The sequence below is a fragment of the Bdellovibrio svalbardensis genome (assembly GCF_029531655.1).
In the GTDB taxonomy this organism is placed as follows: domain Bacteria; phylum Bdellovibrionota; class Bdellovibrionia; order Bdellovibrionales; family Bdellovibrionaceae; genus Bdellovibrio; species Bdellovibrio svalbardensis.
Map to the genome: position 1 here is coordinate 109,052 of NZ_JANRMI010000004.1, position 18,171 is coordinate 127,222.

An 18,171-nucleotide genomic window follows, 5' to 3' on the forward strand; every position below is an offset into this window, starting at 1 on the left:
CTCCTGAACTCAGGATCAAATTCCTGCTGGCCAAGTTTCTGGGAAATCTCCCCAGTTTTTCAAAGTTGGAATTGCCCGCAATGCTGATGTTTTATCGATAAATACAAAGGAGTCATAACGTTGGGCGATCACTGTCGGAACATAGTTTCTGCCATGAGCTTCAAAGCGAGGATCATAAACGACGCCCACCGCTCTGTGCCCATACCGGCGTGTCCCCAGAACAGACTTACGCGCCTCTGAATCAAAATTCATGTAGAATCTGGGAGCTCGCAAGTCCTGTGAAACCTTGTGACAATAGTTTTCAAAAGAGCCCTCTTTGGCCGCCGGTAACTTCGTGACTGTTTCCGGACCATCCCAAGCCGGGCTTGCCAGAACCTCCCCTTGATAAGTTCCAAATCCCACCAAGGACACTTGATCCAATCCAAACTTTTCCCGCGCCAAGCCGCCTAGGTTGACATAGCCTTCTTCCAGCATATCAGTGGCGTGATAGTCACCGATATGGCTGTTGTGCGCCCATACAATGCACTTACTGTCTTTTTTTCGATTCAGTAATATCTCGAGAGTTTCCATCATGTGACGATCCCGAACGTTCCAGGACTCAGCCCCCCCAAACAACATCGCTCGATAGTAGTCTTCAGCATTCTTCACAATCCGGGCATTCTGTTGCGCATTAAACAGATCTCTATGGGCCGTATTGATTTTTTCCACTCGGAGCCGAAGCATTTTTTGCAGTGACTCCATCACCTCACCCTTACAGCCCTCTTCAAACTCCATAAGAAACTTCGCGTAGGCTTTTTCATTCTTACGGAAGGGCTCAAAGCAAGAATAGTTGGATTTAATTTCTTTCGCCAAACCAGTGTCGACTTGTTTAGTGTAAGCCATCACATAATCCATGGATTCAAACAGTGAATAGACATCCAAGCCGTAAAAGCCCGCTTGATAGCTTTGCATCCACTCAATCATCGTCGCAGCTTCATCGTTCGCCCACATCCAGGTGGGCCAACGCTCAAAGCGTCGCATGATGTCTTTAGCACTCTTTCCCTCGCCCGTTCGAATATAATCATGCAACTTTTGACAGTCAGGCCAATCTCCCTCCACGGCGATAAAATCAAAGCCGTGATCGCGGATCAGTCTTTCTGAGATCATGCGGCGAACTGTGTAGAATTCGGCACTGCCATGGGAGGCCTCGCCGAGCATCACGATTCGGGACTTCGCAATTTTTCTAATTAAATCTTCCCAGTCCCCATCCGCCTTGATGGGATGAGCCAAGTCTTCCATCACATGAACAACATTTTCCTGAGGTGCTTTACCGACAACTTGATGCGGATACAGCTCCAAGAACCAATCTGCCGCATACTCGACAACTTCTTCCAAGGCACCGGGCTCTTCAAACAAATGCGTGGCTCCGGGAACAATGACTGTTTTTACTGCCAGAAGTTCTCGGGCAGCTTTTTCATTGAGAGCAATCACCTGGTGATCTTCTCCACCCACAATCAAGAGTGTTGGCACTTTGACTTGCCTAAAATAACTAGCCGCTAAATCTGGACGCCCCCCGCGACTGACGACTGCAAAAACTTTGCGATGGGTTTTGGCGGCGGCCCCCAAGGCCGCGGCGGCCCCGGTACTGGCGCCAAAGAATCCCAGCGGCAAATCCATGTTTCCGATTTTGTGCAGTCCTGCTTCGGTGGCTTTAAGAGTTCTGGAAACCAAAAGATCCACGTCAAAAACATTTTTTCTATCCTTGTCCTCTTCTTGGGTCAGCAGATCAGCCAACAAAGTCCCAAATCCGATTTTGTTCAATTCCTTCGCAACAAAGCGATTGCGCGGACTAAGGCGACTACTGCCACTGCCGTGAGAGAAGACAATCAAACATTTCATATCTTTGACCGTGGCCAGGTCTGCTTTTAAGACCTTTTCCCCATCATGAAATTGAATTTCCAATTGCTCTGCTTCAAATGGTTTTGCCTGTTGCGGGTGCAGATAGGCCAAAACATCTTCATCCTCGACCTGAGTGAAGTCGTGATAAAAATTGCCAACGGCATGGAACGGCTCCGGAGTTTCCAAGCATATCACTTCGTCGGCGACGCGCAGAATTTCCTCCACAGAGGACTTTGGCGCCACGGGAGCCGCTACAATAATTTTCTTAGGTTTTCTGGTTTTTAAAAGTTCCACAGCCGCCTGCAGAGTCGCCCCCGTGGCAATGCCGTCATCCACCACAATCAGAGTGCGGCCCTTGACTTCCTTTATAGGTGAATCCCCTCTAAATTTCTTCATCTGATTGCGCACTTCAGAGGTCTTTTCAGCTAAAGTCGCTTCAATTTTTTTGGTATTCACATTAAGTCGGCGAATTAACTTTTTATTCAGCCAAGGCTCACCACTTTCACTGACCGCTCCAATTGCAAGTTCGGGATTATTGGGAGCACCGATCTTCTTCACCATCAAAAGATCCATGTCAGCACCAAGAATTTTTGCCACTGCCGCTGCGATAGGGACTCCACCTCGAGGTATTGCTAATATCAGTGGATTTTCTTCTTTATAAGAAAGTAATTTTCTTCCGAGTGCTTCCCCGGCTTCGTGGCGATCTTGAAATATAGCCATACAATCCTCGCATATTTCATCACCTTACGCTTTTTTTTCGAGAATGGAGGAGCCTGTGCTTTAAATCAAAAAACACCCTCTGCAACATTGAGAAGCTGCAGATTTATCTTAAAAATATGCTGTTTTTTTTTAAATGACCATTAACAAGGAATGAGTTCTTGCAGAACTTCCGCACTAGGCTCTTTTTCCCAAAGAGACAACACATAGCCACCACCGCCAGAGCCGGTAGGCTTCACGGCCACTGCGCCATTCTCGCGCAACCATTGGATATGTTTTGCAGGAGCCCCTTCATTCAAGTTCCACTGCTCAAAACATTGACCTGCCAAATTGATAGCTTCTTTAAGCAGTGAAAGACCTTCAGTCGCATTCGCGAAAAGAGCTTCTTGTGCTATATCGACCGCCTTATGCATTTGCTGATCGATGGCGGCACCCCGAGAAGGATCCGCAGCGATCAAGGCCTTCACTTTATTGACGGCATCCACGGTCACACCTCTTTTACCCGTATATGAAATATACCAGCAAGGCTGCCACGTGGTTTGCAATGAAGTGCGGGCGCCATCTCTGACGAAACGCAAACCTTCCCCTGACAAAGCCACCGCAATATCAACACCGCTGCTTTCACCATGGAAAAGGTTTTCTAAAGAACGGGCAAATTCATAAAATTCAATCTCTTGAACATGGCCTAAATAACCCAGCCACCGAGTCAGCGCCACACAAAGAGCCGCCGAAGCTCCCATACCAGCCCCCACCGGTATCGAAGATTCAATGGAGATATACCCCTTCAAGTCCTGTCGCGAGATCTTTTTCATCTCGCAGGCCTTTTCTAGAACTCCCCACACCAGTAACTGCAAATCGGGCCCATGATCGCCTTCAAGATGCAATTCAAGAGCCTGGGTCCCTTTAGTATAGTGCAATTCCAAAGCGCGAGAGCGAATGGGAAAAACCAGCGCCGGAACACCACGCAAGACCGCGTGTTCCCCCGCCAGAATCCATTTGCCATAGGCCCTACAAAAAAAATCACAAGAAAAATCAGTGGACATCGCTTTTCACACCTTCAAAAGCCAATACCTTGAAAGACTTTGCGAAATGTTCGCGGTACTCAGCGAAAGATTTCTTCTGATCGTTTCTAAAGAGCATATGCACATTTGCACCCGCATCCATGGTCACCAAGGGACCATCCTGCCAACGATTCCAGAACTTTTGGCAATCTTCCAAGACGGCCTTCGATCCATCGGTCATATAAGAAAATGCCGGCGTGCTGGTTTCAAACAAACGATGCATATCAATGAACTCGTCCCAAACAATTTGACGAGCCATATGCCAGTCATTGAAGCGCAAAGCATGCACCAGATCCTTCAAGCGGATCTCTGCACGTTCTGGACGACCAACAAATTTTGGACTGGTGGTCACAAGCTTATGGGCTTCTGAACTGGAAACTTCTTTTTTAGAATCTTCCACGACGACCACAATGTGATGCATATCTTTCATCTCAAGACCCATGGGTTCCGCGTATTCGTGCTGCCACAATACCCAGGGACTAAACAAAGACCGGCAAGAAGAGCCTGATCCTTGACGAGAAAGTTCTGAAAGAGTTTTTTTGTCGGTTCCCCAAGGTTGAGGATTCATGGCCTGAAACATTTCCGCTGCAGCCAAAGTCAATGCCGCGAAACTCGAAGCGGAACTCGCCAGACCGCAGTCTGATGGAAAATTGTTGGCTGATTCCACGAGGAAAGATTTCTGAATACCCCATTTGTCTTTAAGGGTCTGCAAGTGCTTCAAGAATCTTTGCTGACCTTTTTCAGACAGATTCAATGGCTCCAGGTCCTCACGCACCAAGGCCTTCCACTGATCCTGAGCCCCTTCGATGGCCGTCAAACGCACGAATGTTTTCAGGTTTTCCAAAGTATAAGACAAAGAACCATTGGTGGGTTTGTTCCCCGAACCTTCGATCTTCCCCATATATTTGATCAACGCAATATTCGAGGGTGCCGAAACTAAAACTGAATTCATAGGTTCTCCTTCACACTCACTTGTTCACCTGAAGAGATCTGGTGGTGAGAGGCCACAATAGAAAGGCCATTTTTCTGACAGTAATTTTTTAACTCTTGGGATTGCTCTTTGGCCACAACAGCAAACAAAACATCCACTCCTAAAGCCCCGCAGCCTTTGATCGCCTTGATCCCAGAATGTTTGCGGATATCCGCCAAAAGCTTCAACGTCGGCTCACAAGTAAAGCCCAGGGCTTGAAGATTCATGGCATAAAGATTCACAGCTTCGACAAACATTTCACTTTGATGTGTTTCAAAAGAGCTTTTCGCGATTGCAAAGCTTTTCTCCAAACCTGAAGAATCAAAATCCCCCAGGGCACGCAAATGCTCATGAGTTGCCAGCTTGTTGCCTGTATGGATCAAATAGAACTCAAGATCTGCAAAAGGCCAGCTCGCGACAGAAACCAAACCTTTCTTTTTCTCAAAGAAAGTCAAAGAGCCCTTCACTTGCCCAACCAGATCTGCCCCACTGGGAGGAAACCCCTGCCCATTCCATGCAACTTTATTGTAGGCCTCGAGCAAATGCCTGAGGTCCACAAGCTTATGCATGTCCTGGTGGTGAGCTTCTTTATAAAGCCACAAAGAATAAACACCCAGAAACTGAGCTGTGGAGGCACCAAAGCCACCCTTACCTTGATAAGGGTCTTTAAATTCCAAGTCAAATTGGCGGAAATAGTCTGGATAAGTAGAAATGAATTTTCCAGCAGGAGAGTCCGAATGAATCGTCCCCAATGAGCCTGATCCTTTGTGCGCAATCAATTCAAAATTCGGCTGCGTCAACGCAACGAGCGTTGGCCCTCCGTGAAGAGCCAAATACTCACCTAACAAAAAAGTCTTGCCGGGAATTGAAAAGACTAACGCCAAGGATGGACTCCTTAGGAGTGCTGATGCGTCGATGAAGACGTCGCAGTCGAACTGGTCACAGACATTTGACCCGCACGAAGTTCTTTAAGAACGTCAATCGCATTGCTCAGTGATATGCGCTTACGAATGGCAAGAATCTCTTCAAGTTTCTTTTGCACCATAGGAATTTCGCGTTCTTCTGCGCCGGCACCTAGAGCAAGATTTTTAGTATGAAGCTTCATATGGCCTTCGATAATTCCTACGGTCGTAAGAGCTTTCAAAGCGCCCAGATTCTGCACCAATCCAACTGCTGCGATAACACGAGATAATTCGTTCGCCGAAGATGTCCCGAGCATTTTCATGCACAACATTGCTGTGGGATGAAGAGCTGTCACGCCACCTACAGTACCGACCACCAGAGGAGCCTCAAACACACCCGTCAAGCCGCCGTTATCACGGTACCAGCGTGTGATAGAGCGATACTGACCATCTCGGCAAGCATAAGCGTGAATACCCGCTTCCACGGCACGCCAGTCATTGCCCGTCGCCACCAACACGGGATCGATACCATTCAAGACGCCTTTGTTATTGGTCGCTGCACGATAAGGATCTTGTTGGGCAAATAAAGAAGCTTCTTCGATTTTTTCAGCCAACACGGGATCAATGTCTTTGATGTGAACAACGGCTCTGGTGACTTTGGTGTCGACCAGATTGGAAAGGATACACATTGTCACTTTTTCGCCGGTGAATTGCTCGATCGGTTCTTTCAAGTATTCACATACTTGGTTCATGATATTCGCACCCATCGCATCGCAAGGATCCATCAAAACGTGAACCACCGCCATGTCGGTGCCATCGCCGCGAGGCACTCTGCGAACCTGGATATCGCGAACTCCACCGCCACGGCGAACCAGCCCAAAAGCCACTTCGCGATTGGCGATCTCGATCATATAATTTTTTTGAGAAAGAATTTGTTTTTCAAAATCAGCAAAGCTTTTCACTTTCGCAATTTGAATTTGGCCAATGATATCAGAGCCCACAACTTCCGTGGTAATAGAGCCCGATTCACGGATCCACTTAGCGCTTTTGCAAACTGCCGCGACAATAGAGGTTTCCTCAACAGCCATCGGAATCACGAAGTCTTTGCCATCAATACGGAAATTGGTCGCTACACCCAAAGGCATCTGGAAATAGCCGATCACGTTTTCGATGAACTTTTCGCCCAAAGACGTATCACGAAGACCACCTTTAGAAAGATAGTCGATATCTGAATCTTGCAAAGCGCCTACTTCGCGCAATGCCTTCAATCTTTCTTCGCGGGAAAGTTTGGAGAATCCTTTAAAAACATCTTGAAGTTGTTTTTTCATTGAATCACCTTTTTAATTCCGTCCGTTTGACGGGCTTATTACGCCTGTATGACGGGCTTCGTTTGCAAATCCTGAAGTGTACGGCAACCCGTACAGAACATTGTGATCTTCAGTTCGGTCTCAAGCCTGTTGAGCAAGTCTTCCAAATTTTGATCGGCTTGTTCGGGCCGAATATTTTGTTCAGCCTTATCGGGCTGAAGAAGCTGATCTGAATTTTGCCCCAGTAAAGCCGCTTCAAGGAAAGGTTTTGCAATCCCCACCTTCTGCGCTCCCAATGCCACAAGCTTACCAACTTCTAAACCATTTCTCACGCCGCCGGATGCCCAAACTTCATAAGATCTTGGATTACCTTTAGCAGCTTCCTTAGCATTTAGCATCGACTGAACGGTACTAATGCCCCAGTTTTGAAAAGTCTGCGCAACTTTATAGAGCATCTGCTCTGGTTGCGAACGATACCCCTCAACTCGCCCCCAGTGAGTGCCCCCTTTGCCAGAGACATCCACGGCAAAGATTCCCGTATTGTGAAGACGCTTTAAAGTCTCTGCCGAGAACCCGCAGCCCACTTCCTTCACAATGACCGGAATACCGGCAATTTTGACAAGATTTTCAATAGCCTGAAGGCCGTCTTTAAACGACGGAGTTCCTTCCGGCTGCAACACCTCTTGCAGAGGATTGAGATGCACAAACAAAGCAACTGCTTCGGTGGCCTCAATGAGTTTTTGAATCTTATCAATGGGAGTTTTAATCAACTGAGTGATTCCAATATTTCCAAGGAGACGTGCGCGAGGTGCTTGCTTGCGAACCTGCGCCCACTCTTCGGCGGCATTGGAATCATTCAGTTCGCGACGTTGCGAACCTACGCCCATCAAAATCTGACGACGATCACTCAAACGAGCCAGAGCTTCGTTGATTTGTCGGCCGTGTTCATGGCCCGCAGTCATGGAGGAAATGAAAATAGGAGACGAGAGCTTCAAAGAAATGGCATCTGTTTTGGAATGCGTTTTTTGAGATGCGTTTCCAGAAAAAAAGAAAGAGGTCGAAATATCGACCTCTTTATAATCTAACTCAGGCAGAGCCTCATGAATTAGTTCGATCGAGTCCAATCCGTTTTGTCCTTCAGTTTGAGACCTTGAATCCAACGCGATCTTAATATGATCGCGTTTTCTGGTCTCGAACTGGGAACTTGATTCGGACTCTTTCATAGCGCAAAGGCTTACGCCAAAGCGTGTTTGCAAAGAGCTGCAAATCCAGCTGGATCAGTTACTGCTAGGTCAGCCATAACTTTTCTGTCAACTGCGATACCAGCTTTGATCAAACCACCGATCAAACGAGAATATGTAGTTCCGTTCAAACGAGCAGCAGCATTGATACGTTGATTCCACAAAGTGCGGAAGTTACGTTTTTTAGCTTTACGATCGCGGTAAGCGAAAGCCATACCACGGTCATTTTTTTCTACCGCATGGATGTATGAGCGAGAACCCGCTGCATAGTAACCTTTTGCTCTTTTAAGAACTTTTTTGTGACGAGCACGATTTGTTTTACCACTTTTTACACGAGCCATTTTTTACTCCGACTAGATGTTCCTACTGCTACTTTGAGTCTGAGAAACATTATCTATAAATTTAAGGAAATTAATAAATTTAGAATACCAAGCAACGACGAACTTGAAGCATGTTTGCATCTTCAACGTATGATGTCTTACCTAGTTGTCTTTTAGTCTTAGAGCTCATGTGTGAGTTCAAGTGACGCATGCGAGTGCTTTTTTTCTTAACTTTTCCGCTTGAAAGAACTTTCAAACGTTTTTTAGCGCCTGAGTGTGTGCGCATTTTCATAATAGTACCTTCTACCGATAAGGCGTCTTTCCCGTTGGGGCCAGCTCTTAGTTATGCCTTAGACAGTTATAATTATGGACTCATTGTTTTAGGTCGAAGTGAGGGGGAAATCAAGCTTTTTAAGGGTTTAGCTGGGAAGAGCCCTCGTTAATGACCAAAATGCCCTAATTACAGGCACTTAGTAGGCGTAAAAGGGCGCAGAAACCCCGTTAACAGACGCGCCTTTTCCATTGATGGACGTATAAACTGACCGTCCATAGAAGAAACCCAGGCCCCAATCGAAATATCCGGTAAATACCGCGCTTAAATTAGAAAGAGCATAATTGTTACTGCTAAAGATGGAACCTGCATTAGCCACCTCAAAAGTAACAGCGTAGGACGTGCCTCCGCCAAAAGGTTTATGCGTGGCCTGCAAAGTCAGGGTTGAAGATGGACAATACCAGTCCCCATAGCACAAAGGCGTTGAAGATGTTTTTGGAAAGAACAGCCCATTCGAACCGCTATCAATAAATGAAGTCAGATTCTGGCCGTTAAAGTTCGTCACAAACAACCCCTGGCTGTCGGTGGCGATCACCTTGGTGCCGCCAGCGGGAGTATTATTTGCGCGCGTGTTGATTCCAAAAATCAAATATCCACTGGCCGTGACAGCACCCGTTGAAGGAACACTGGGTAAGATCAACACCGTCCCGTTGTTATCTGCAATTCCATCAGAATTAGAAGCCGCTGTTATCGCCGCCACCGGATTTCGCACTTGCATAGCTAATGTTGCCAAGGAATCAGTGCAGGCACTTCCATTTGAGGATCCTGCGCAGGAATAATATTTTCCATTCACAGTAGTGGCTACACAGTTTGCACCACAATCCTGATCTCTAATTCCCACCCCCAAAATACCGTTATAGCCTGCCGAACCATTGTCAACTTCGGGGGTTCCACAAGGAGTCGCATCCGCGTATTGATCATTCAAAACCTGAATATTGACACTGGAAACGATCTCCCCACCCAAGACGACATCCGCCGTCTTGACCGGCCCCCAGTGGGCCGTGCCGTCCGCATACTTCGTGCAGTTCGCTAGTTGATTCCCACCGACATTGGTGACTTGAGTTAAATTCAATCCTGTCAATTTGCTATTGAAGACTCGAAGGCCACTGCTGCCCGTGTCCAATAAGATATTATTCACGGTGACACAACTTCCAGTCCCATTGGTTCCCGGATTGCAGATCACAACAGACACCACTGGTTCATTCAAATAGCCCGCAGTGGTTACTTGCAGTGGAAGAACGTTATTGCCCGACATCACTGGCGAATAAGCCGCCGCACCATCTGGAAACGGATCACCCGCGCCAGCGGCATCCGCCCCTCCTCCGCCGCCGCCACTGCAACCAGCGAGGATATGAAAACCAACCATCAACAACAGTAGCTTATTCATTTCAAGTCCTCGGCGATCAGACCCGCTGGAAGCAATTTTGGAACATAGGCAATTCCCGTCATGGTGTCGCCAAGACTGACGCTGTTCACGACAATATTTGAAGTCTGCAATGCCATCACCCTTCGACTTCGCGTCGTGCGTGAATCTCTGACTGTTTTAAACTCAGAATAATAGACTCCAAAAATTTCAGAAAAGTTGGGAGCACTCACACCCGTCCAAGAAATTGCGAAAGTAGTCCCGTCAGCGGTCATATATTCTTTAAGCGTGCGGATTTCACTGACAGTTTCGCGAACCGTATAGGCCGCTCCCAAAGATGCTGTTTTCGCTGCGGTTGAGACTTTAAGATTGGACGAGGTCCCCGCCTTGGCCTGAACTGAAATATCACTGGCCCTTTCACCAAGAGCAGCCGCTTCGACGACATGACATGTAAATATTAATACTGCCAAGCAAAGCCAGGCGGACAGACGATTCATCTAGGACCTCGATATGATATTTTTCGGCATTTTTTCGCTCTAAGAACAGATCTGTCGGCAGCAAAATATTTAATATCAGAGTGACCATTTCATTACGAGACTTCGGATGAATTACGAAAAGAGATTCTGAACTTTTCCCTTACAACCGCTTCATTTAGATTCACAACCTCGTGAAACTCAAAACATAAGCCCATGATGAGAGGAAATCTTAGTCCAACAAATTAAAGCTTTAAATATTTTCAATTATTTTCTTACATCAGATTTCTTGAATGTCTCAATATGGAACACCTACCAAAACGCAAAATACAAATGAAGAAACAATGCAGCACCGGCGCCGAAAGTAAAGCCGCCCTTTACCCCGTCCCTAGGTCCACCAAGCTAAGATGAGAGCTCGTTGTTTGTATAACTAAAATATTAGCCTTACCCCATTTTTAGATCCATCTATGTTAGGAGATGATTGAGCTTTTGAATTAATAAAATATCTAATATATTTTTTCTACAAATGACCTTAACCAAATTTAAGCATCACTTTTTTATCGGGGCGATCTCTGAATCCCCAAAATCAGCCAAAGCTCTTTCAACTATTTCCCTATCCAGTTGAATTGGCCCCAGAGCAATGCCATAGTTAACGGCATGATATCCTCTGAAACACTTCAAAATTTACGCGGCTTTGAGATTACCAACTTCAACATTGAGACTCTCAAAATTGACAGCGCTCATCTAAAGCACAATCCCCTTAAAGATTCAGCTCTTCGCTACAATCCCCTGCTGGTTCCCAAATCCGAAGGGCCTTGGCCGGTGGTGTTTATTTTGGGTGGATTCAGTGGTAATGCTCCTTTTTACTTCAATCCGAAATTCAACGAACAGAATGCGGTTCAGGTGATTGATCAAGCTTTTGCGCGCGGTGAAGCGCCCGAGGCCTTGTATGTGTTTGTTGATGCTTTGAGTACTTGGGGTGGCTCGCAGTTTTTGAATTCTGCGGCAGTTGGAAATTACGAAGACTATATCATGCAGGAGATTGTACCCTCTATAAAGAAACACTTTAATGTTTCACACAAGGCTTCTGAGTGGTGCGTGATGGGTGGCTCCAGTGGTGGCTATGGTGCCCTTCATCTTTCCTCAAAGTATCCGGAATTTTTTGGCGTGATGGCTGCTATTGCGCCGGATTCATTTTTTGAAGCCAGTCTTTTAAACGATCTCTATCAAGCCCTGCCTCTATGGGAAAAATATCAATCCGGCATTCGCGCTTTGGAAGAACTTCGCAGTGGGAAATTGACCAAGCATCGCAACTGGCACTCTTTATTGAATGCCTTCGGTATGGCGGCTTGTTACTCTCCCAATGGTGAACATGGTGACTTTAATTATCCGCTTTCTAAGAATGGCGAAAAAATTGAGGCCGTCTGGAAAGAGTGGCTGGAAAAGGACCCTCTACACTTTCTTCCAAAACGCATTTCCGGCCTCAAGAAACTGAATGCGATCTATCTCGATGTCGGGACCAAAGATAACTATAACTTACAATACGGTTCCAGACAGATTTCGCAGATTTTGAAAACCCATCAGATTGAGCACGACTATATCGAATTCGACGGCAATCACTTCGATATTGGCGAGCGCCGCCCTGAAGTTTGGAAATGGCTTACGCTTTGCTTCCGTAGATAGGTGTTCGAGGCCTACCGCCTCAGCTCTATTTTATGGGAGTTCCCGTGCGTAAGCTCAACGGCACAGTCACAATTATTGTCACGATGTTAAGCCTCTTGCTAGGTAGCCCCAACGTTCAAGCCAGTGCTCAAGCCTCGAAGTGCCATTGCACTGTGGACCCATATACGAAGACTTATGACGCCAAAGAAGGCGTGGTAAAAACATGGTACGGTGGCAAAAGATCATGGGCCTGCACTTACACCTGCACCACACCTCAAGGTGAAGCCAAGATCATTGGCCGCCATAAAAAAACTTATGTGGGAAGCGATAATGGTCTTTGGGGAATTTGTGACGGCCTCGAGTACAAAGAAGAGTACAATATGTACAGTGGCGACTTCGTTTATATGCTCGACAGAATGGTCGGCCTCGATCCTAAAGACTCAACCTCCCCAGATCTAGTCAAATTCTCCAATGACTTCTGCCGATAGAGAAAACCATTAGAAACATTTAACAATGAGGCTCACGTCTGCGACACAATAATTTTCTGACTAAAAAAATATCCAAAAAATGAACCGCATAGCAATAATTCCATCACCTTAACTACCATTCTTCCTTTGTTTGGAAGCCTCGCAAGGCGTCCACCACCTCACTCCGAGCTCCAACCATCCCGGCCTGAAACAAAGATCAACTCAATCTTCTCTGTTTTCTTCCGAAACTAAACATGAGGAGAATACGCAAAAGGATGGCTGAATGAGCACTATACGCACAGAGCAGGGCTCCGCTCTTATTTTAGTTTTAACTCTCTTAGCAGTCGCCTCTATATTCTGCGTGAGCTTCAGCAATAGCATCGTCAATATGCAAAAAAACATAGCTTACTCGAATCACAAATACGCTCGTGAATTCGAAATTTCTCAAATCATGACCCTAATTAAAGTTCAAAATGGACTGACCGAATCAAGTCAACTCACTCAAAATAGCATCTTGGCCTCTTGCTTATTCGGAACGCCGACCGCCACCTGTGCTGAAAACTGCTGCCCCCACAACTCCGCACAGGGTTTTTATTTTATCGACCCTTCAGATAACACGATCGATATAAATTCTAAAAATCGCCTAGTCGGACCGCCAGAGTCTCCGGCCTGGTATAATGCCAATAGCAGCTTATGTCAGAATTCAAATAAGGATGACTGTAGCTATGGACTGAGTGCGACCTTCGAAGCCGCCTGCCCTGGCGCCCAGCCAACTTGCCATCACGCCGAACACCTCCTCATCACCCTGCACTTACTCTCAAATCAAAATGCAAAAGGCAACTCTCAGAATATCAAAGCAAGAGATATTCCGATTATATATTTTAATAACATCAACTACCCACCCGTCGTAATGCCTGTCAGCGACCTAACTTTATCTTTGGCGGCGGGAACTGAAAAGACTGTCGACATCACGGGCTCATCAGGACACCCCTCCGAGACTCAAAACTTTATTTTCACCAAGTGCTTCAGCACGGATACGGGCATCGTGCAGATCACAAGTCCTCCGGACACACCATTTTCTAGCGGCATGGCAACAATTAAACTAAAACCTATGGCCGCGGGCACGGCACAAGTTACCTTGCAAATTAACGATGGCGGCTTAGAAAACAATACTTCAAAAGATTATACTTTCAACGTCACGGTAACTCCGTAATGGAAACACTATGAAAAGATTAAAACATTTAAGATCAAATAGTGGATTTACGCTGGTTGAAATACTCATCGCCCTAAGCCTATTCGGCATGTTGACGAGCGGGATCATGACTATGAATACTTGGCTCAACAACTCTGTAGCTACGGAAGCCTCAAAAGTGGATCGTGACATTGAAAACACTGAAATGCTGAAGCTGGTCACTCAACCCCTGTATTTCGGGTCTCTTCAAGACTTTCCAGAAAACGAACAACTTGCACAATGCATGAAAATCGACACGCGAGAGTGCAATACCGACACCGATTACAAATTAATACCATTCAATTTAACAACTAAAACAAAAATGTTTTTGGCCAGCACAACAAACGAATCTGGAAATATTAAAAATGAACTGACCTTTCGAGTTCATTGTCCAGAAAACAAAACATTCTGTGATCGCGCCTCCTACTATACTGTCACGGTCAAAACATTTATTAACTATTTAAGCTTCAAGTCCGCATTGGTTGAAAAGAAAGGAGTGGTGACTCCAGATTTCACCAATGTCGTCACTTACGTACCAGACAACACCGTCGCTTCCGGTCGACCAATCAACGTCGTTTTGTTTGTTGATAACTCTAACAGCATGGTCTTTGCCAAGGACCAAATCAAATCCGCGTTGGAAGCCTTATTAAACAAACTCTCCACCATGAATGTCACAGTCGGTCTGTATCCCTTAGTTACGCCATACACCTCCACGGCAAACCGATACTATTTAGATACAAATGGAAACCAAATCACGACCATGCCCCCCTATCCGTATCCCGGCAATTTTACATACTATGAACTCTATTCAGTAGCGGGTAGTTGGCGAAACTACAAATCGTCATTCAATCCCACCTCCTACATAACGAATTATCCTGAAGGGGCAAATGCTGTATTTCCGTTTTTGACTTCGGATGATACCAGTTTAAGAACTAGCAAACTAGACTCTATGAAAAATCTCGTTGAGTCGTATTTTAATTACCCTACAACTTCATCATTGGACACTCCTCTTTGCTCCTTGATAAGATACCTTGAGACACCACAAAGCCCTTCTCCATTTTCAATGGATCAATTTACACCTACCGCATTTTTTATAATTTCAAATGAGGACGATGAAACTGACTTCAACCTCGCCTGGTTTCAAAATGGCTCTTGCCTAAAAGGTTATTTAATGAAGTGGACCGTTTCACCAACGACCTATAATTATTGGGGCAGAAACCAACAGAAGGTATTTAACTTCTCTGCAAACGTTCTTTTGGATGGAGCTCCTGCGACCCTAAATGCTCTTTTTTCTACCAGCACATCGTATGATAGCAAATACATCAATGGTGATTCTTGCGATGCCGATATCGCAACCATGAACTCCGCAGCAGCGGAAAAAATGATTTCTCAGACAGTAGCTACAAGCTATCCTAACTATAAATATATTCCAGGCAGCGGTTTTACATTAACTAAATGCCTTGTCCAAACCCCTTACTTCATAATTAAGCTGGGACTTCCCAGCCCCGATGCAACCATTTGCCCAGCCTTTGAATCTTCAAACCCACCATCTTCAAGCTACATCCCGGGATCATGCTACGAACGTTACGATAACATAGGCACGCAGGGCGGGAGCGTTCAAAGCTATCCTCTGATGCCGGGAATTTCGAATCCCGTTGATGCCGCATACAAATCCATTCAAGATCATTTAAACTTAGCAAATGTTCTTTACATACCCATAGTACACACTGACGCCACGACCTGCACTCTTACTCCGGGCTCCCAAGTGGGAACCCGCTATATGGCCCTCGGCAACAAACCGGGAATCAACTCCAAACCAATACCAATTTGCAGCCCAGACTATTCAGCACACTTAAGTAAACTTGACCAGTGGATTGCGGATTTTGCAGCCAATGATCTGCAATTGTCACCTTCCGTTGCGGCGAACTTCAGCTCAGTCGAATTATCTCGAAATGGAGCCACGATCACTCTGACCTCGAATGTGGATTTTTCACTCGTGGGCACGACTCTTTCTTTCAAGCCAGGAATACTCCAGCCCAACGATGTCATACGGGTTTACTTAAAGTAACATGAACAACAAAGGCTTCACCCTTTTAGAAATTATAATATGCATAGCTCTTATGGGAGTTGTCGCATTGATCATAATGGTTCCGCAGTTGGAAATTCAAAAGCATTATAAAACAAATGAAAATAAAATATCTCGAGTTCTGGAAAACCAAAATTTACAGCTCAAGATCACGTCTACTGATTTTTTATTAGAAAAAAGCGCGAAAGTCAGTCCTATTAACGACAGCTTATGTCCCTGCGTGATAGGCGGAAAAATGCAATCGGGGGGAGTCAATATTTGCGTTAAGAACATATGCACCGCAAATATTGCCACAGACTTTACATTCTATGATAGCTCCGCAAATCCCCTTACAGCTTTGGCCGGGCCTACGACAGCACCTGTATACTATGACCTAATAGGCGCTCCCTGCAGTCCTGACCCAAACAAGAACATCACTTGTGCCTATCAGTCCTCCGTTAAATTCACCGCTCATTGCCCTGGAAACTTGCCATCCTGTGACCATGCAGACTACCTCGCCATAGAACTCTCACTAACGCCCGTAGGAACACAATTTTTCTCTGAAAGCAAAAAGGTATTTATCTATCCCGTCAACCTGAACTATCAACCCTTTATTGCACCAATCCCCAATCAAACTTTGCCGCTTCCCTTTGACAAAAAAATTCCCATCAACGCAAACTCCGGCGATGCCTCTGAAAGTCAAAACTTCATTTTTGAAACTTGTAGCAGCTCTGATACGAGTATTGTTGAAATCCATTGCTATAAATTCATTAACTCCATAGGGCAAATCATACTCACACCTAAATCCGCAGGCGTGGCCAAAATCTCCCTACAAATCAATGATGGCGGACTTGAGAACAATCTTTCTCAAGTCTTCACTTTTGACGCCACCGCGGAATCTTCCCCGTAAATTTGCGCTAGCTTTCGACGAATTTCAGACCAAGAATTCCGCCGACGATCATTCCTAAGAAGACCAACTTCATGAGTGACAAGGGTTCTTTAAAAACAAGGACCCCAATGACAATGGCGCCCACAGCTCCAATGCCTGTCCAAACTGTGTATGAGACTCCGACGGGGAGCACTTTCATTGACAGAGATAGCAGATAAAAACTAATCCCCATCGTTATCAACGTAAACACCGAAGGCCAGAGCTTCGTAAAACCTTCGGAATACTTCAGGCCTGTGGCCCAAACAAATTCCAAAATCCCTGCAATAAGTAAAACAATCCAAGCTGTTGAGGTCGACATAACCCAACTCCTTCTTCCCCACTCCGATAATGTCAGAGCGTAGATATCATTTTTTGCAAGTCGTTGCCGTTAAGCTAACAGAGGGAGACTTTATAATCCCAGACAAGCACCAAGAACCTCGATGGAATTCAGAGGTCTGATCATGAGTGCCAGATGATTCAATGTTCGCACAATTCCGCTATAGATCAAAGGGCAAAATGCCTCGCGTTCTATTCGACAAAAGTTAACCATCCACTGTGAGACGAAAATAAAAAAGGAAGCTTGCGCTTCCTTTCTATGACTCTCTGAGTGAAGCAAAAGGTGCCTGGCACCTTTTGCGGATTCCTACTCTTCGTCTTCTTCCTCAACGTCTTTAAGTTCGTCGAGTTCTTTGGAGTCTTGCTTAGATTTATTCGGATGTGCTTTTTGGTACTCTTTGATCTTCAATGGATCTGGAGCCAGCATTAGGAACAACTGCTTTCCTTCCATTTTAGGTTGAGATTCCACCAAGGCCAAATCGTCAACGAAAGCGATCGCTTTTTTGATCACTTCCAAACCGACTTCTTGATGGGCCAATTCACGACCCATGAAACGCAATGACACTTTCACTTTGTCGCCTTCAAGAAGGAAACGACGTGCGTGATTCATCTTAGTTTCAAAGTCATGCTGGTCCGTACGAGGACGCATTTGAACTTCTTTGATCGTTACAACAGTTTGTTTTTTACGAGCAGCAGTTGCTTGTTTCTTTTTCTCATACTTCCACTTGCCGTAATCCATGATTTTGCAAGTAGGAGGAGTTGCTGTTGGAGCAATCTCAAGAAGATCGAGGCCGCGATCTTCAGCAATACGTAACGCCTCTGGAACAGTCATAACGCCCAACATGTTACCTTCGTCGTCGATAACGCGAATTTGTTGAGCACGGATCTCACGATTCACTCTGAGAGAATCCTTAGAATC

Annotated in this window: 17 protein-coding genes; 5 read left to right on the forward strand and 12 right to left on the reverse strand. The window is 45.7% G+C overall.

What is annotated here, in order from left to right; genetic code table 11:
* Nucleotides 1-15 precede the first annotated feature (15 nt).
* The 10 genes from NWE73_RS13550 to NWE73_RS13595 all read right to left on the reverse strand — a co-directional run bounded on the left by NWE73_RS13550 (nt 16) and on the right by NWE73_RS13595 (nt 10,587).
* Nucleotides 16-2,598, reverse strand: a complete 2,583-nt coding sequence (locus tag NWE73_RS13550; RefSeq protein ID WP_277578876.1) for an erythromycin esterase family protein — start codon at nt 2,596-2,598, stop codon at nt 16-18.
* 140 nt (nt 2,599-2,738) lie between these two features.
* Entirely contained in the window at nt 2,739-3,638 is a 900-nt protein-coding gene (locus NWE73_RS13555; RefSeq protein WP_277578877.1) for a mevalonate kinase family protein, read from the reverse strand.
* On the reverse strand, nt 3,628-4,608 hold the full coding sequence (gene mvaD, locus NWE73_RS13560; RefSeq protein WP_277578878.1) for a diphosphomevalonate decarboxylase: 981 nt from the start codon (nt 4,606-4,608) through the stop codon (nt 3,628-3,630). The genes NWE73_RS13555 and mvaD overlap by 11 nt, the downstream gene beginning before the upstream one ends.
* Nucleotides 4,605-5,510, reverse strand: coding sequence for a hypothetical protein (locus tag NWE73_RS13565; RefSeq protein WP_277578879.1), 906 nt, complete (start codon nt 5,508-5,510; stop codon nt 4,605-4,607). The genes mvaD and NWE73_RS13565 overlap by 4 nt, the downstream gene beginning before the upstream one ends.
* An 11-nt stretch (nt 5,511-5,521) precedes the next feature.
* Nucleotides 5,522-6,856, reverse strand: coding sequence for a hydroxymethylglutaryl-CoA reductase, degradative (locus tag NWE73_RS13570; protein WP_277578880.1), 1,335 nt, complete (start codon nt 6,854-6,856; stop codon nt 5,522-5,524).
* A gap of 38 nt (nt 6,857-6,894) precedes the next feature.
* Nucleotides 6,895-8,058: a type 2 isopentenyl-diphosphate Delta-isomerase gene (fni, locus tag NWE73_RS13575; RefSeq protein WP_277578881.1), complete on the reverse strand. Its 1,164-nt coding sequence runs from the start codon at nt 8,056-8,058 to the stop codon at nt 6,895-6,897.
* An 11-nt stretch (nt 8,059-8,069) separates the two neighbouring features.
* Nucleotides 8,070-8,417: a 50S ribosomal protein L20 gene (rplT, locus tag NWE73_RS13580; protein ID WP_277578882.1), complete on the reverse strand. Its 348-nt coding sequence runs from the start codon at nt 8,415-8,417 to the stop codon at nt 8,070-8,072.
* 79 nt (nt 8,418-8,496) lie between these two features.
* A complete protein-coding gene (gene rpmI, locus NWE73_RS13585; RefSeq protein ID WP_011164102.1) occupies nt 8,497-8,688 on the reverse strand; it encodes a 50S ribosomal protein L35 in 192 nt (63 codons plus the stop codon).
* A gap of 178 nt (nt 8,689-8,866) precedes the next feature.
* A complete protein-coding gene (locus NWE73_RS13590; protein WP_277578883.1) occupies nt 8,867-10,114 on the reverse strand; it encodes a DUF3443 family protein in 1,248 nt (415 codons plus the stop codon).
* The gene (locus NWE73_RS13595; RefSeq protein ID WP_277578884.1) at nt 10,111-10,587 is read right to left on the reverse strand and encodes a DUF2844 domain-containing protein; all 477 of its coding nucleotides are present in this window, start codon (nt 10,585-10,587) and stop codon (nt 10,111-10,113) included. Before NWE73_RS13595 ends, NWE73_RS13590 begins: the two co-directional genes overlap by 4 nt.
* 633 nt (nt 10,588-11,220) lie before the next feature.
* On the opposite strand from NWE73_RS13595, the gene NWE73_RS13600 reads away from it, so the two are divergent.
* The 5 genes from NWE73_RS13600 (at nt 11,221) to NWE73_RS13620 (ending at nt 16,898) form a co-directional block, all read left to right on the forward strand.
* Entirely contained in the window at nt 11,221-12,246 is a 1,026-nt protein-coding gene (locus NWE73_RS13600; RefSeq protein ID WP_277578885.1) for an alpha/beta hydrolase, read from the forward strand.
* A gap of 44 nt (nt 12,247-12,290) precedes the next feature.
* Nucleotides 12,291-12,713 carry a hypothetical protein gene (locus tag NWE73_RS13605; RefSeq protein ID WP_277578886.1) on the forward strand — a complete coding sequence of 141 codons (423 nt, stop codon included), beginning with the start codon at nt 12,291-12,293 and terminating at the stop codon, nt 12,711-12,713.
* 262 nt (nt 12,714-12,975) lie between these two features.
* Complete coding sequence (locus NWE73_RS13610; protein WP_277578887.1) at nt 12,976-13,905, forward strand: hypothetical protein; 930 nt, start codon at nt 12,976-12,978, stop codon at nt 13,903-13,905.
* Between the two features lie 10 nt (nt 13,906-13,915).
* On the forward strand, nt 13,916-15,991 hold the full coding sequence (locus tag NWE73_RS13615; protein ID WP_277578888.1) for a type II secretion system protein: 2,076 nt from the start codon (nt 13,916-13,918) through the stop codon (nt 15,989-15,991).
* A 1-nt stretch (nt 15,992) separates the two neighbouring features.
* On the forward strand, nt 15,993-16,898 hold the full coding sequence (locus NWE73_RS13620) for a prepilin-type N-terminal cleavage/methylation domain-containing protein (protein ID WP_277578889.1): 906 nt from the start codon (nt 15,993-15,995) through the stop codon (nt 16,896-16,898).
* Nucleotides 16,899-16,905: 7 nt separating this feature from the next.
* On the opposite strand, the gene NWE73_RS13625 is transcribed toward NWE73_RS13620, so the two are convergent.
* Both NWE73_RS13625 and infC read right to left on the reverse strand, forming a co-directional pair.
* Nucleotides 16,906-17,235, reverse strand: coding sequence for a DMT family transporter (locus NWE73_RS13625; protein ID WP_277578890.1), 330 nt, complete (start codon nt 17,233-17,235; stop codon nt 16,906-16,908).
* A 324-nt stretch (nt 17,236-17,559) separates the two neighbouring features.
* Nucleotides 17,560-18,150 (reverse strand): translation initiation factor IF-3, encoded by a 591-nt coding sequence (infC, locus tag NWE73_RS13630; protein ID WP_277578891.1) that lies wholly within the window; start codon nt 18,148-18,150, stop codon nt 17,560-17,562.
* Between the last annotated feature and the right edge of the window lie 21 nt (nt 18,151-18,171).

Bases quoted from the DNA above. Each gene is read 5' to 3' on its own strand.
- NWE73_RS13550 (WP_277578876.1), bottom strand. From the start codon at position 2,598: ATGGCTATATTTCAAGATCGCCACGAAGCCGGGGAAGCACTCGGAAGA.
- NWE73_RS13555 (WP_277578877.1), bottom strand. From the start codon at position 3,638: ATGTCCACTGATTTTTCTTGTGATTTTTTTTGTAGGGCCTATGGCAAA.
- mvaD (WP_277578878.1), bottom strand. From the start codon at position 4,608: ATGAATTCAGTTTTAGTTTCGGCACCCTCGAATATTGCGTTGATCAAA.
- NWE73_RS13570 (WP_277578880.1), bottom strand. From the start codon at position 6,856: ATGAAAAAACAACTTCAAGATGTTTTTAAAGGATTCTCCAAACTTTCC.
- fni (WP_277578881.1), bottom strand. From the start codon at position 8,058: ATGAAAGAGTCCGAATCAAGTTCCCAGTTCGAGACCAGAAAACGCGAT.
- rplT (WP_277578882.1), bottom strand. From the start codon at position 8,417: ATGGCTCGTGTAAAAAGTGGTAAAACAAATCGTGCTCGTCACAAAAAA.
- rpmI (WP_011164102.1), bottom strand. From the start codon at position 8,688: ATGAAAATGCGCACACACTCAGGCGCTAAAAAACGTTTGAAAGTTCTT.
- NWE73_RS13590 (WP_277578883.1), bottom strand. From the start codon at position 10,114: ATGAATAAGCTACTGTTGTTGATGGTTGGTTTTCATATCCTCGCTGGT.
- NWE73_RS13595 (WP_277578884.1), bottom strand. From the start codon at position 10,587: ATGAATCGTCTGTCCGCCTGGCTTTGCTTGGCAGTATTAATATTTACA.
- NWE73_RS13600 (WP_277578885.1), top strand. From the start codon at position 11,221: ATGATATCCTCTGAAACACTTCAAAATTTACGCGGCTTTGAGATTACC.
- NWE73_RS13610 (WP_277578887.1), top strand. From the start codon at position 12,976: ATGAGCACTATACGCACAGAGCAGGGCTCCGCTCTTATTTTAGTTTTA.
- NWE73_RS13615 (WP_277578888.1), top strand. From the start codon at position 13,916: ATGAAAAGATTAAAACATTTAAGATCAAATAGTGGATTTACGCTGGTT.
- NWE73_RS13620 (WP_277578889.1), top strand. From the start codon at position 15,993: ATGAACAACAAAGGCTTCACCCTTTTAGAAATTATAATATGCATAGCT.
- NWE73_RS13625 (WP_277578890.1), bottom strand. From the start codon at position 17,235: ATGTCGACCTCAACAGCTTGGATTGTTTTACTTATTGCAGGGATTTTG.